General features: G+C 67.1%; 7 protein-coding genes. 3 read left to right on the top strand and 4 right to left on the bottom strand.

Annotation, left to right across the window (positions count from 1 at the left end; genetic code table 11):
* Positions 1–3: 3 nt before the first annotated feature.
* The 4 genes from ACZ7MG_RS29285 to ACZ7MG_RS29270 all read right to left on the bottom strand — a co-directional run bounded on the left by ACZ7MG_RS29285 (position 4) and on the right by ACZ7MG_RS29270 (position 10468).
* Positions 4–3255: a helicase-related protein gene (locus ACZ7MG_RS29285; protein WP_471393310.1), complete on the bottom strand. Its 3252-nt coding sequence runs from the start codon at positions 3253–3255 to the stop codon at positions 4–6.
* Entirely contained in the window at positions 3252–5168 is a 1917-nt protein-coding gene (locus ACZ7MG_RS29280) for a UvrD-helicase domain-containing protein (RefSeq protein ID WP_471393313.1), read from the bottom strand. The genes ACZ7MG_RS29285 and ACZ7MG_RS29280 overlap by 4 nt, the downstream gene beginning before the upstream one ends.
* The gene (locus tag ACZ7MG_RS29275) at positions 5165–9964 is read right to left on the bottom strand and encodes a DEAD/DEAH box helicase (RefSeq protein ID WP_471393316.1); all 4800 of its coding nucleotides are present in this window, start codon (positions 9962–9964) and stop codon (positions 5165–5167) included. The genes ACZ7MG_RS29280 and ACZ7MG_RS29275 overlap by 4 nt, the downstream gene beginning before the upstream one ends.
* 120 nt (positions 9965–10084) lie before the next feature.
* Positions 10085–10468 carry a hypothetical protein gene (locus ACZ7MG_RS29270; protein WP_471393317.1) on the bottom strand — a complete coding sequence of 128 codons (384 nt, stop codon included), beginning with the start codon at positions 10466–10468 and terminating at the stop codon, positions 10085–10087.
* 320 nt (positions 10469–10788) lie between these two features.
* Here ACZ7MG_RS29270 and ACZ7MG_RS29265 point away from each other — a divergent pair, with 320 nt between their 5' ends.
* The 3 genes from ACZ7MG_RS29265 to ACZ7MG_RS29255 are packed head-to-tail and all read left to right on the top strand — an operon-like array spanning position 10789 to position 14755.
* Positions 10789–12882, top strand: coding sequence for a helix-turn-helix domain-containing protein (locus ACZ7MG_RS29265; RefSeq protein ID WP_471393319.1), 2094 nt, complete (start codon positions 10789–10791; stop codon positions 12880–12882).
* Positions 12879–13853, top strand: coding sequence for a hypothetical protein (locus tag ACZ7MG_RS29260; protein WP_471393321.1), 975 nt, complete (start codon positions 12879–12881; stop codon positions 13851–13853). The genes ACZ7MG_RS29265 and ACZ7MG_RS29260 overlap by 4 nt, the downstream gene beginning before the upstream one ends.
* Positions 13850–14755 (top strand): DUF6339 family protein, encoded by a 906-nt coding sequence (locus ACZ7MG_RS29255; RefSeq protein ID WP_471393324.1) that lies wholly within the window; start codon positions 13850–13852, stop codon positions 14753–14755. Before ACZ7MG_RS29260 ends, ACZ7MG_RS29255 begins: the two co-directional genes overlap by 4 nt.
* Positions 14756–14984: the final 229 nt, after the last annotated feature.

Below are 14984 nucleotides of genomic sequence, written 5' to 3'. Positions count from 1 at the left end.
GGTTCAGCGCTCCTCGAAGAAGGTGGACGAGGCATCGACGTCGCGCAGACTCCACAGTGTCTTCCACGGAGAGGCGTCGGGCGACTCGTCGTCGAAGTTGGCCAACAGGGCGGGCACGCGGGAGCCACGTGGAGCCTCGTACACAAGATTCGGGCGGGCCAGCGCCTCGTCCTGCCACCATCCGACGAAATCCTCAAAGGCCGCTGTGGTGGACTCGAGCTCGGCCGGCTCGACCGCCGCCACCCGGTCCAGCAGGAGGGTACCGACCGTCTCGCGGAGATCGATCACGAAGTCCTCCACGCGCGCCGCCGCGTCGTTGTCACGTGCGGCCGGCAGCATCAACCGAGCCAGGGCCACCACCACGGCGTGCAGTCCGCGGTCACGGGCCCGCGCGGAGAAGGGGGTCACGCTGGTGGACTCCACCTCGCGGTACAGGGCGGAGTGGAAACTCTGGAAGTCCTCGTAGTGCGAACGGTCGCGGGAGCGCGTGGAGTTGAGCATGATCGCCACGAGACCGGGGTGTTGTCGGCCGACCCGGCTCGTCGCCTGGATGTACTCGGCAGTGGTCTGGGGCTGCCCCATCACTGCCATCAGCCCCAGCCGGTCCACGTCGACTCCCACGGAGATCATGTTGGTGGCGAGCAACACGTCCAGTACGTCCGGCATCGGGAGCTGTCGTTCCACGGCCTTGAGTCGGCGGGAGATGTCGCTCGAATTCGCCCGGCTACTCAGCTCCGTGAGGGCGTCGGCGCGGCGCGCCTTGACCCCGTCCCGCACCGCGAGGTGTCCCAGGCGTTCCTGGACGTCGTCGAGGACCTGGAGCTCCGCTGCCGAAAGCAGTCGCAAGCTGTTGAAGTAGCCGATCAAGGTCCAATACGCGTCCTTCACCTCAGGCGGAGCACTATGGGTGTGAGCCCGGTGGAGCAGCGACGCGTACACCCGGATCAGCAACGTGGCCTGGCTGGTGCTGGATGTCAGCAGGCCGACGTAGCGGCGGGCCGCCTTTCGCTCCCGTGGCGTCTCCACGGCGAACCAGGAATCCCGGGAGTCGAGGCCCGAGGGTGGAAACTGCTCCACCGAACGGGCGAACAGTCGGGTGCCCTGCTCCTCGGCACGTCGGATGGTCGCGGTCGAAGCGATGACCTTGGGCCGATCCGCCAAGGCGTCCACGGCCGTCTCGTACAGGCCGGTCAGCGTGCCGAGCGGGCCCGAGATCAGGTGGAGTTCATCCTGGATGATGAGCTCGGGCGCCCGCACTCCGTCCACGTCCCGGTTGAACAGAGCCGCGGACGCGGGTCGCCACGGCATCGAGGCGAACTTGTCGACCGTTGCGATGACCAAGGTCGGACGATGGGCGTAGACGGCTTCGTCGATGAGGTGTACCGGCAAACCGCGGCGGAAGTCGCACGTGCTGGCCGGGCAGTTGACAGTCATACGTACGGCGTTCTCATCGACCCCGTAGTCCGCCGCGCGCAACGATTCGCCGCACCAAGGGCAGTTGCGCAGTTGGACCGGGTTCTCCGTCTCCAACTGGAAACTCTCGTTGCGCGCGAGAACGGCCAGTTTGCTCGCGGCGACCGCCAGTGTGTTGGGGGTCGCCGAACGACCCACCCACATACCGATGGAGATCTCCTCGAGCCCCAGACGTCCCGGGTCGGCTGCCCGTACGAGTTCCATCGCGCAGATGAGTGCGGCGGCGCGCTCGAACTGTTGGAGAGTGAGCAGGCGGAGCGTGTACCGCATGAGCACCGTGACGCCGCCCCCGGCCTCCCCGTCCCGTAGGCGCCTCAAGAAGGCGGTGAAGGCGATCAGTCCGAGATAGGCCTCCGTCTTACCGCCACCAGTGGGGAACCACAGCAGGTCGGAGACCTGTCGGTCCTCGTGGTCCGGAGTGACGATCCCGGCCAGGCAGAGCAGGACGAAGGAGATCTGGAAGGGCCGCCACCGCCCGGCCTGGCTATCCGGTTCGCCCGATCTGCCGCCTTTGATCCACGCGGTACGCGCCCGCTGGTCGGCCATCGCGAGGTTCGCCAGCTGGAACGCGCGCAGAATTTCCGGCTGATCGGGGTCCTCCAGCAGATCCACGCCGTCATGCATTCGGCGCAGTGCTCGCTTGCAGAGCTGGACCTGATCTACCGCGATTTCGCTGTACTCCGTGCCGTGCAGCAGGCGGGCCTGACCCTCCTGGGTCTCGATCCACTGCTCGTACCCGCTCAGCAAGGTGCGAAGGGCCGAGACGACGTCGTGGGCCGGGTCGGTTCCCAGTCGGTACATGGTCAGTGCTTTGTCGTCGATCTCCGGGTTGGAGTCCGTCAGCAACACCTCGTGGGACGGGACGAACTCGGTTCGCAAGGCGGTGACGGTCGGAGGCTTGATCGATACGGACCCCACCGGAGGTGGCGTCCAGTCCCAATGCGCCGCACAGCCATGGCCTGTGGCGAAGCTTGGCGCATGGCGGTACAGGAGGCGGCTCAGCGCATGTTCCGAGTCGACCGCGTCCAGAGCGGTCGGCCGTGCCACGAACACCGGACTGCTGCCGTCCTTGGCGGTGACGATCAGCTCCGGTTGGTAGAAGCAGTGCGCGTCCCGTAGGTCGAATTGACCGACCTTCAGACTGTTGACGACCGTGGCCGTCACGGTCACCGTCCCGTCGGACTCGGACCTGGGGCGGACCAGCACACGCAGTTCCAGGCCGGGATGGAGGTCGAAGGGGTCGAGCAGGCAGGGCTGCGTGACGTCCACGTCGATGGGCTCGATCCGCAGAGCGGAACGACGCCAATGCTCCCGCTGGGCCTTCGTGCTTCGTGCCTCGGTCCGCTTCGCGGCCACCGGATTTCCCTCGGCGTCCTCTGGCAGATAGACGGCAGCGTGCACGGTCAAGCGAATCCACGCGGACACGGCCGGGTTCACAGCGAACGTAAGACCGATGGACGACGGCATCCGGACGTTTGCCAGCGAGACGCCCAGATCGCCGGGGCCTTCTTCGATGTCCCGACGGGTGCCGAGTGGCGTCATGTCGGGCCCGTCCCGCTCGTACTCCAGCTCCCCCAGCTCGGCCGGACCACTCTGGGGCGAGACACCGGACCGGTCCGGCTTCGAGCGCGGGAAGAGCACGCCGACCGGGTACATGGTGATCGGCGCATCGTCCGTGAGAACTTCGTCCGGACCACCCACGGGACCGAGGAGGTCTTGCCGCAGGGCGCCGAGGAGCGAGTCACACACCTCGTAGTGTGCCTGGTGATCCGACCCGCTCATCCTTCGCTCCCTTCCGGTCCGTCCGCGTACCACTGGAAGCGCCCCAGACCGCACAATCGGGGTGCGACCCACGCGCCGTGCGTACCCAGCCCGGCGGCCTCGGTCGCCGCAGGAACGCCCGCCACACTCTCCACGCATTCGACCCGGAGACCGGTGATCAGTTGCGGCCAGCGATCGACCTCCGAATGCGCGGTGCGGCGCAGCATTCGGTGCAGGTCGGTGCGGAAGCGCTCCGACACCACCCCGATTCGTCGCCCACCGACCACCACCGCGTACGGCGGGGACTGGTCGGCGGCGACCGGGATGCCGTGCAGCAGTACGAGCTCCGCCTCGGCACCAGCGGTGACGTCGGCCAGGAGGTACCGCGACACCTCCGCAGCGTCCTGGTGTATTCCCTCCGCGCCCGGTGGCTGCTCGTGGGACACGTCCGAGCCGATCAGCTCGATGCCGTTGCGGGCCCAGGTGCTGCGACCGCCCAGGTACCAACGGTCGATCCTCTTGTCCTTGCGGAGGAGCCACGAGTTGGGGGCGTCCAGGACGTACAGATCATCCCGGGCCCGGGTCATGGCCACATACAGCAGCCGGGCTTCCGCCGCCGGGTCGTAGTCGTACTTCTTCTTCCGGACTTGGGTCGGCTCCTTCAGCACGCGTGGTTCGACGATCAGGACCCGGTCGAACTCCAGGCCTTTGGCGCGGTGCACGGTCGAGATCACGAGCGAGGACGGCTGTGACGCGGTGAGCTCGTCGGGCAACCGGCCCTCGGCTAGCGCCCGGTGCAGCCCGGCGACATCGAGTGTGCCGCGACCGCTGCCCCGCGCTACCTTGCGCACCGAACGCCACAACGCCTCCGGCGTGCTGCCGACCGGGATCTGCAGGTCGACCAGCAGTTCTTCGAAGCGCTCCCGGCTCAGAGTGGACGCGCCGGTCGAGGCGAGGAGTTCGGACATCCACACAGGGGCCGAGCGCTCGCGCGCCGACCGCTGCAGTGTGTGGGGGACATCGGCGTCGGCCAACATGCCCGACAACGTCAATGCCTGGCCGTTGTCGCGGCAGAGGATGGTGGTGGTGTCGGGATAGTCGCGCAGCGCTGCCCGCACGAACTCGTCCTCCAGGCCTCCGAAGTTCGGTGCCGAGAGCAGCAGAGCGCGCAGGTCGCCGTGGATACGCTCGGCCTCGGTGGCGGCCTCGGCCCGATCGCGGGGCAGCCGTTGCAACTGGGCGCCGTAGGGCAGGGCCATCCGGGCGGCCTGGCTGCGGGCCCGGAAGTTGTCGTCCAGGTGGAGTTCCACCAGGTCCTCACCGAAGGTGGCACGCACCCAGGCCAGGAAGCGGTCGGTCTCCTCGGCCCGCTGATCCGGATCGGACACCTGGAATCCGTACACGGCCTGAGCTGAATCACCTACCACGGTGAAGCCGCTGTTCTCCTGGAATCGGTCGAGCAGTGCCTCGACCATCTCCCGACGGACACCCACGAGGTCCTGCACCTCATCGATCACCACATGGGCGGGCAGGTACTCGCCGCCCTCGACCGCCCCCTTGTCGATCGCCTCGGTGGCGGCCTCGATGCGCTCGTCGAAGGTGTACGTCCCCCAGTCCGTGTCCGGGTAGGCGCGGTTGAGCAGGGCTGCGGCCCAGGCGTCGAAGGTCTGCACGCGAATCCGCTGCGCGGCGGCGGCATGCCGCTCGATCCGCTCGGTGAGTTCGCGCACGGCGGCACGGGAGAAGCTGAGCACCAGGATCTCCCCGGCCTCCAGTTCCTCGCGCTCCACCAACACGTCGAGCCGCCGCACGAGGGTGTGCGTCTTGCCGGCTCCGGCCCCGGCCGTGACCAGCACCCGGGCATCCCAGGGCTGGTCCACCACGGCCTGCTGCGCGTCGGTGAGTTGATGCTCGGTGAGAGAGGTGAGAGTCACTGGCCCTCGCTCCACAGGTACTCGAACTCGGTGAAGGCGAGTTCCTCACCGAAGTTCGTGATGTTGTCCCGCACGTTCAGGATCAGGCAGCTCTCCTTGCCACCGTTCTTCGGGCCACGCAGACCGCGTCCGATCATCTGCTGGTAGATGTTCGGGCTGTACGTCGGACGGGCCACGACCACGACGCGGGTGGCCGGTGCGTCGAAGCCCTGGGTGAGCACACCGTAGTTGGTCAGGACCTGGATCCTGCCCTTGCGGAAGTCGTCGATCTGCTTACGACGTTCGTTGGGGGGCGTGGTCGAGTCGATCGCTGCGGCCTTGATGTCCCGGTCACCGAGCTTGGCGGCCAGGAGCTTGGCGTGGGCCACGGATGTGGCGAACACAAGCACAGGCCAGTCGGCGGGCATGGCGGCGATCTCGTCGACGATGCGCTGGCTGCGTCCGTGGTCCTCGGCCAGCCGCTGCTCGGCGCCCTTGGGCAAGGTGGAGAACTTCTCGGACTGGGCACGCTCGTCCGCCGTCAGCGAGATGTCGGCGCCCACCAGTTCTCGGTGTTTGACCTGGGCCAGGACACCGATCTGTTGCAACCCCTTGATGGCGACGGACAGATCGCCGTCGAAGACCCCGGTGTCGAGACGGTGGCCGAACCGCTGCACGAGCAGCCGGGTCAGTTCCTCGTTGTTCCGGTACGGGGTCGCGGTGAGTCCGATCAGGTGACGACTGGTACGACGGTGTGTGAGGTCGAGCTGTTCGAGCAGCCGTGTGTAGCGCGGCGACATCGCGGTGTGCGCCTCATCGATGATGACGAGTTCGGCAGTCTCCCGCAGCCAGGCGTAGTCCTCCTTTTCCAGGCAGCTGTCCAGCTTGGCGTCGGTGGCGACGACCAGGTGCGGACGTCCGTCGACGGGGGTCGCCTCGTTCGAGGCCCAGAGCCGGCTGATGACCAGAGGAAGCTCGGGACCCACCTTCGACCAGACGAACTTCCAGCTCTGCACGGCCTGTTCGCACAACTCGTCGGTCTGGGCGATCCACAAGACCGGACCGGGCAGATCCTCCCGATCACGGATCCACCGGATCACTCCCTCCGCTGTGACGCGTGTCTTGCCGGATCCGGTTGGCAGGCTGAGCATGCCGCGCTGGGGCATCGAGTTCTCCAGCAGAGCGAGCAGCGCCTGCGCGAGTTCCTCCTGGTAGGGGTGCAGGGAAGGAAATTCGGACGGACCGTCGACCTCGATGCGGGGCTCCAGCGAGGGCACCTGAGCGCCCGCGAAGGAATCCGGGAACCCGAGGTCGGTGACGAAGCGCAAGGCCTTCGGGTTCCCGGTGAAGGAGCTGGGAGCGCGGGTGGGGAAGTCCAGAGCGAGATCCCGGGAGTGGACCCGAAGGATCGCTTCGCCGTGGGCGTTGAAGGCCATCTCTGCGACGCGCCGAGGGGTCGGTTCAGCGCCCTGCTCCTGGATCTCGCTCTCCATGAGGCCGGGCGGAAGCTCGCCACGCAAGGCCTCTTCACCGATCAGCAGAGCGATCTTGTCGATGACGCTCTCGCTCTCCCGCACAGCGCGCAGCCTCCCCTGCAGAGCCTGGTCGTGCTCCTGCCTGTCCTGGAGAGCGAGTGCCTGGCTGCAGCCTGCCGTGCCGAAGCCCCACTTGAATTCCTCATCGGCGGCCTGCAGAACCTGCAGCCGGTCCAGGGAGTCCAGTACGAAAAGGGTCTGGCCCTTCCTCGCGAACTTGAGCGACTTCCGCTTGCTGCCCATGGGCGTGCGCACTACTTGCTCAAGCTCGGAGCAGCGCTGGATCTTGTAGCTGCTGCCTGCCTGACCGAGGCGCGCCTTGACCGTCGTGAACTCCTCGAACAGGGACACAGCCCGCCCGATCTTGACAGGCTCGATCTCTCTGCTGATGACGTCGGAGACCTTGAGCATGCCCCATTCCTCGATCATCTCCTTCGCCGTGGCCACATCCGCCTTGTCGGTGACCAGGAGCGCGGGGAGTCGCTCACGGACGAGCTCCTTGAACTCCAGCGCGTTCATCGCGACGGCGATCTCGTTGTCAGGGCGCCCTTCCCAGGAGGAGCCCACGCGGCATCGGGTCGGAACGCCTTCCGGGAACTCGAAGCCGACCCTGTGCAGGAGGGCGTACGCGCGACCGATGAACGCGTCGTCCTCGCTCTCGAGCACGAGGTCCAACAGCTTGCCCCAGCGTCGGGCGGGCACCTCGTCGGAGGTCGTGGGCATGTTGAGTCTCCGCGCCGCCTCCTCCGAGATCTCGGCGACAGGGAGAACAGCACGGAACGCCTTGAGCTGCGGACCGACAGCCTCGGACACCCGGGTCAGTCCCAAGGAGGTCTTCACGAGGCCATGCTTGGAGATCATCCAGCGCAGCGGGGACATCACGGCCTTGCGGGTGCTGGCGGTGGTTCCGTACTGCATCTGCCAGTACTGCGAGATGTCGGATGCCGGCAGAGCTGCTACGAAGGCTGCGCGGCCCTCCTCGGACAGTGCGGGCAGCAGGTGCAGCGGTCCCAACGTCGGAGCACCCTCGACGGTGAGGCGGGAGATGCTGGGGCGGGGGGCGGAACTCGACAGGCCGCGCAAGTGCTGGGCATGAATGATTTGTCGGTATTCCTCGAACCATGTCTCTTGGTGGGCCTGGTATCCGCCGGCGGGACGGTCGATCAACCCGAGTTCACGGAAGACCGGTCTGTCGCTCTCGTGGAAGTCCAGGTCGACGGCGATGGCCTTGTCGCGGCTTCCGTCGCCTGGCACCACGGGTCCGGGCAGGAGGCAGTCACGCATCAGCCTGTAACGACCGTCCATGGTGCGAACGCGTAGCGTCTCCAGCGGCCTGGGCACCTTGGTGCGAATACGGTTGACCTGCGCGCTGCCGCCGGCACTGCGTAGGAGGATCCAGAAGTTGGACCATGCGTCGTTGTCGTAATTGGCGAATCCCTGATCGAGGACGCCCTCGAACCGTCCCTGCGCATTGGCGACGTTGATGCCGATATTGTGCAGATGCCGGGCCATTTCGGGGCGTTCGGAGATCGACGGGTGGACGTAGACCATGTCGTCGCGAAGGGAGTCGGCGGAGGTCCGGTGGAAAATCTCACCGGCTATCGGGGCGACGACCCCGTGCTCCTCCGTCAGCACGATCCGGGCCTTGCGGGCCTCGGCGGTGAGAGAAGAGTCGCCGCGATAGCGCGCGGCCTGATCCTTGAGCACCATCAGCGAAAGGATCTCGATGGCGTGGCACGAAGCCTCAGCGGAGCCGTCGGCGACGAGCGCTTCGAGCCAGTCCTTGACGTTCTCGGGCGTCTTCCCGGCCGCGTCCAAGATGTGCATCATTTTGCCGCGACGGAGGGCGCTGTCGGAGGCGTCGACGGATGAGTGCACCCAGTTGGTGGGGCGGCCGCTGTACTCCGACCAGATCCGGATCCATTCCTTGTCAAGATCGGACGGCGTGATGAACAGGTCGCGAGGGAGCTGGAGTTCACCGTTCTGATCAGGCAGTGAGGGGCGTTGGGCAGCTATTTCCCACACTTGCCGGAGGAAATAGTCGTCAGCCCAGTTGAGCTTCTCCTTGGTGCGGCCCGGCAGCAGGGGAAGGTACGCGGCGGGGTCCTCGGCGGGCACAAGTTGGGGCAGGGTATCGATCACCAACTGGGCCGCGACCTGCAGTAGCTCCCGGTTGAAGGGGCTGCCGTCCAGAAGGTGCTGTCGGTCCTCGTTCGTCTTCCATGGGGCGTTCAGAATGCCGGTCAGCGACACCTCGTATTTCGTCGGGAAGAAGGCCCAGAACGACCCCCTGCCGACGGGTGTGGTGTACAGGCCGTTGCGGACGGTGTATTCGGGCACGGCCCAAGAGATTTCGAGTACTGGCCGGTTGTGCAACTCGCCAGCGCTGTCCGCGACGTTGTCGGTGGGAGAGTGGGCGACGGAGAACACCTTCCACTGCTCGGTGGTCTGCTTGGCGCCGCGTGCCACTTCCCTGAGGGTGCGGTGGATGCCCTTGGGTTCGATCGAGATTTCCCGCCGTGCGGGGGGCATGGTGCGCTCGTCGTGCAGCAGTACCTGGCCGACGTGGGAGGAGAACAACTGGAAGCGGGCAGGGAAGGCTTCCGTGATCCGCCCGGTGCGACTCCTGTACCCGCTGATGTCCCGTCCGAGACGCTCCGCGGCACCGGGTATCAGGGGCAGACGGACGACGGTGGTAGCCCAGCGCAGGAGTTTGTCCAGCACGTTGTCGTCGGCACGTTCCTGTTCGACGTCGAGGGGCCGGGCCATGCGGAGCACCGGGGTGTCCATTCCGATGTCGCCCTGCCGGCCGATGGCCTGGGCGATCTCGGCGGCGGACCAGTCCCGGTCGAAGCCGAAACCGAAGGCACCGTTCCCGCTGAAGAATTGGGGCGAGTCGCTCACGGAGAGCACGGACTTGACGCCGACGCCGAAGCGCCCGATCTGCCCGCCGCGCTTGCGCGAGACACTCATGCGCAGGATGGTCTCGGCGCCCTCCGGCGTGACCGGGGTGCCTTCGTTCGCGCAATAGAGGTGGCCGTCGGTCAGGACGACGTGCAGCTTGCCGCCGGGCGATGCCGCGATCTCGTCCGCCGCGTTCTGGACGAGTTCGAGCAACTGCCTTTCTCCGTAGCCGCCCTGGGTGATCCGGCGCTCACCGTTGGCGTGCTCCTGTATCAGTCCCGGGTCGACCTGATAAGTCTTCAGGACGGTCGAGGACTGTCGGATCACGGTGTCGATCACGGGCGGGAGCGAAGGGTCGGCCAACTGCCGGTCGGTCATGAGGCACCTGTCTCGAACGAGAGAAACGAACCGAGGACACCGTGGGGGAGGGGGTGCCGGTATGAAGCCGGCACCCCCCGGCTGAAGCAAATCAGGACAGCTTATGAGAAATGAGGGGGATCAGCTGTCGATGGTGGTGACCGTGGTGACGGTCGTGATCGTGGTGAAGGTCGTCGTCACGGTCACGACCGTCGCAGTCTGCTTGGCCGAGCGGATCTTCTTGGTGCGGGTGACCTTGATCTGATAGGTGCGGGGGCTACCGGCGCGCCGGGGGGTGGTGGGGCGACGGGTGGCACGGGACCTGCGGGGCACGGGCGGGGCGAAGGGGGTGGTCGACTGCTCCGTGGGCTGGCTCTGCGCGCGGCGGGCGAGGCGCCGCCGCTCCGACGCCAGAATCTGGGGGTGGATACCGTGACACATCAGAAGCTCGGCGCGGAGATCGGGGTCCTCCGTGCTGTCGTACTCCTTGATCAACCACGCCATCCAGGCGTCATCGTTGCTCATCTGGGTCCCCTCCCTGTGGGCGCGTCGACGAGCGCCCGTGCTGGATAACGCATGCAAAGAAAGCTGTGCAACTGGTCTGAGGGCAGAGCTCTCCGCCCCCCGGAGCAAGCGCGCACCCTCAACGGCCTTGGCCAGGTAGGGATTTGCTCGGAAGACCGTACCACGCGGATCGTCTGCCGATCTGAAGATCAGAAGAAAATTCAATCCATCCCGCTGGCGCTCGAAGCGATCGCGCATGTCTATTGAAATTTGACAGTGACGACAACGTCAAACAAGGTGCTACCGTGGCGCTGCCCGGAACCGATGGGGAAGTGGGGGCAATGGAGGACACCGAGGACTTCGGCGTCTGGCTTGGGCGCCAGTTGCGCCGCAGCGGGATGTCGCAGGCCGAGTTCGCCAAGCGGCTGGGGGGGAACCTGACGCGCGCGGCGGTGTCGGCGTGGGTCACCGGCAGGGCGCAGCCGCGGGCGGAGATGATGGTCAGGATCGCCGAGATCCTGGAGACGGACGTCGCCACCCTGGTCACCAGGGACGCCGACGCCGGATCCCCCCGACCGATCGGCTGGTATCACCGGATCGCCCACCACGACGGCGGTCGGGAGTACGGCAACGCGGCCGCCTTCGCCTTCGACGCGAACCTGGCTGTACTGGCCCGGGAGGTCACACAGAACGCCCTGGACGAGCGGCTGGACCCGCGACGCCCGGTGCGCGTGCGCTTCACCCTGCACGAGCTGACCGGTGAGCACCTGCACTCCTTCCTGTCAGCGCTGAAGTGGGAAGAGCTGGAGCCCCACTATGCGGCGGCGGCACAGTCCCGGCAGAAGGTCGGTCGGGTCCTCGCCGAGGGGCTGAGGGCGTTGCGCGAGGGGTCCTCTCTTCTGCTTCTCCGGGTGGACGACTACAACGCCTCGGGGCTGACCGGGCCCGAGTACGGGGACGGACGGTACGCCGCTGTGGTTCGCCGGCAGCTCGACAGCCACAAAAGCAACGACCGGGCCGGTGGTTCGTACGGGCTGGGGAAGGCCACCCTGTGGGCGGCGAGTCGACTGGGTCTGGTGCTGGTCAACAGCACCCTGTCCGAGACGCATGAGGGGCGGACAGCCCGCCGGGTGGTCGGGCGTCTCGACCTTCCCTGGCGAGAGGTCGACGGAGTCGCCTACGCAGGACCTGCCTGGCTCGGTGAGCCGGACACGGAGAAGGAGCATGAAGGCGTCTCCCGCTCCTGGTGGGCGGACGAGCGTGTGGTCGCCGATCTGCGGCTCGATCGGGACAGCGACGATCCGGGAACTTCCTTCCTCGTCGTCGGCGCTCATGACGCGGCCGGCAACAACGACACCCTGGAGGACCTGCACGAGGCCCTCAGCCGGGCGCTGGCCGACAATTTCTGGGCCGCCATGACCTCTGGCCGTTCGACGTCGGCCATGCTGGAAGCATCGGTTCGCGCTCTTCGTAATGGTGAATCTGTGGTGTCGGAGAAGCGGGTCGATCCGCTCGATCGGCACCCGGCGCTGGCCCACGCGCTGCGGGCGTACATCGATGGTGAGACGGTCGAGGAGCTCACGGCCACCGGACAGGTCGCCGCCGTGGAGGTCACCCTCGTCGTCCCGCCACTGCGGGCCGCCGGGCGTAGGGCTGAAGGACACAGTCACCGTGCCGTACTCCTGGTCACTCCTGCCGCCGACAAGGACGAGGAGCACAGCCGTATCACCTGCATGCGCGGTACCCGGATGACTGTCACGGCCCGGCGTCCGCGCGGTTTGCGTCCGGGAGTGGACCCCTTCCAGGCTGTCCTGCTCGCCGGTTTCGCCACTGGCGACGACGGCGCGGCGACGCGTGCCGCCGAGGCGTTCCTACGAGCTGCCGAGCCACCGGAGCACGACAGGTGGGGAGCGACAGAGGAACTCACCGCCGCCTATGCCAACGCACCACGCCGATTGACCGAGTTCAACGCGGCCATGGACGCGGCGCTGCGGGGCGTGATCGGTCGGCGGACAGCCGGTCAAGATTCGACCGGACCTGAGGTCCTCCGGAAGCTGCTGCGCCTTGATGCGCCCACCACGGTGGGTGGTCGTCGTGGCCAGGGACACCCGCTCGTGGACCGGGTCGTCGGGAAGGTGGACGGAGACGGGGCCTGGACCTTGGACGTAACGCTGACCGTCCCACAGCGCGACGACCGCTGGCAGCTACTGCCGGTGGTCAAGTTCGATGTGCGGTCAGGGGGGCGTCCTTCATTGGAGTGGGCGGAGCTGTCCGCGAAGGAGAACTGCGAGATCGTCGACGGCAGGTTGCTCGTCGATCCGGACGTACGATCGGCGCGCTTCGGCGGTGTCACGGCTGTCGGCAGCCACCCGGTGGCCGCCGACATGGCCGGTGTGATCGTGGACATCCAACAGGCACGGGAGGCTTCGGCGTGAGCACCGTGTACGCGTACCCGACCTTGGTGGGGAAGATCGAGGTCACCGTCCGAGGGGCGAGCATCGACGGGAAGCCGCTGCAGCTCTCGTTGATCTCCCAACGCGATCAGGTCGTCGCCCTCCATCAGATCGAGCGGGACGACTGGACCGAAGGCGTACTCGATCTAGAAGTCTCCCTTCCCATGGACGAATTGGCCGACGGCCCGTGGTCCGGAGTCGCTTGCGTCGCCGTACTGTCCGAGGGAGCCACCAACACCCGCAGAGTGAGTCGTCTGGAACGCCGCCGTGGCGATACACATTGGCGAGGCGAGGTCCGAGTGCGCCGTTCCACTCACGTGGCGCGTGCCGTCCTCGACGTGAGCGTCGTAGGCAGTCACGGTGGAGTCGACGGGCGTGTTCTCGGTACCTCTGATACGCCCTGGATCGTGGACCTACTTGCCCGTGTTCCCACGAGACAACGCGATCTGGAGATCCTGGAGGAGGATTTCCGGGACGGCCCGCAGGAGTGGCTGCGTCCGTTCATGGCTGCGCCTTGGTTGATCGACACCACCGGAGACGTGCCGGCCGTCCTGCTCAACACGTCTTTCGAGGGTCTTCCCGAGCTGCTGTCCGGTGCGCGTGGCTCGTTGGAGAAGGCGACAGCGGGACTGGTGGCCGCGCAGATCGCGGGAGAGGCCTGGGCGACGATGTTCCACTCCGCGCTGAGCGACCTCGAATTCGATGAGGACGGCACCCCGCGTCTTCCCGGAGGATGGCGGGAGTCAGTGCTGCGCGCCATGCTTCCTGAGGTGTTTCCCGGCCTGCCTCTCTCCGAGGCACTGGGGGAGGCCCACAGCCGTCGAAGTGACGGCCGAGGGTGGGCGGAGGTCCAGTCGCGGATTCAGTTCGCAGCCGGACGACGCGGTCAGGTGCCCAAGAACCTGACGGCGGCCATCCGCGCCGTAACCCGTTCCCAGGAAGTGAGCCGATGAGCCGACACCGCATCGAGCCCCCCGAACGGCTCGCGCTGCTACCCGCCCACCTCGCCACGGCCTTCCTCACTCACGGGGTACGCGCGGGACAGGACGGTCTGCCGCACGTGGCGATCCTCCGGGCGAGCACGCCGATCGAGAGCGACGCTGTCCGGTGGAGCTCCGCCCCGGTGCGGGAGATCGTCGATGAGGCGATGCGCAGGTTCGACGTGGCCCGGACCGACGCCGATGCCTGGCTGGCACCTCGGTTGCACGCGACCCTGCGGATGACCCGTGCTGAGGCGGCGAACTCGGGTCTGTGGAACTTCCTTGCGCTGGCCGTGGCACCGGACTTTGTCCTGTGGCGGCACATGCCGGCCGGGGAGGCCGCTGACGGCGCGCCCAGGAAAGTCAACAGCGCCAGGTTCGTAGGCCCTCACTACAGCCAGGCATTCGCCCGACTGTGGTGGGCCGCCGAGATGTTCCGTGACGGTCCCGATTACGCCCCCGCGGAGATCGCCTGCCGCAATCAGGACATGACCAACACTGCGCTCCGGCTCGCTGTCATCGATCACAAGCCCACCGCACTGGCCTTGGTGCGGGTCCTCGAAGGGTTGGCTGACGAGGGAGCCACACGACTCGGGGATCGGGTCAACGCGCTCTGCACGGCAGTCAATACGGCCGGCAGCACGCTCATGTACGAAGTGATCGCTCCGGACGAGGCGCCCGACCACCACGCACTCACCGACTGGATCGACGATGCGGAATCGGCCCCGGCTGTTCCGTGGGACAGACTTCCCGGAGGGCCGGACGACGGCACCGCCCGGCGTTCCTCCTGCGAGGTCCTGTCGCGGATGTTCGAGCGATTCGCCGTCGAGGCGCCGCTGCGTGACCGGGCTCGGTCCGGGGTGGCGCACGCTTAGAGGGATAGCAGGACAGAGGTGGCGCGTTCGCCGGCGATGGGCGCGCGGGCGCAGTTCGACATGCGCTCCGGCCCGCGTCCCACCATCGCTCGGGCCGAACTCGTCGGAGTGGACAAATGCCAAGTGGCGGACGGAAGGCCGCGTTTGGACGAGGCGAGAGGCAAGGCACCCGAGCCGGGCGGCCCGTGGTCCGACGTCGTGGTGGTTGCGGACGCGCCCGTGCGACGGA

Source organism: Streptomyces sp. NPDC107538, from assembly GCF_055657445.1.
This window is presented reverse-complemented; position numbering and strand designations above follow the sequence as displayed.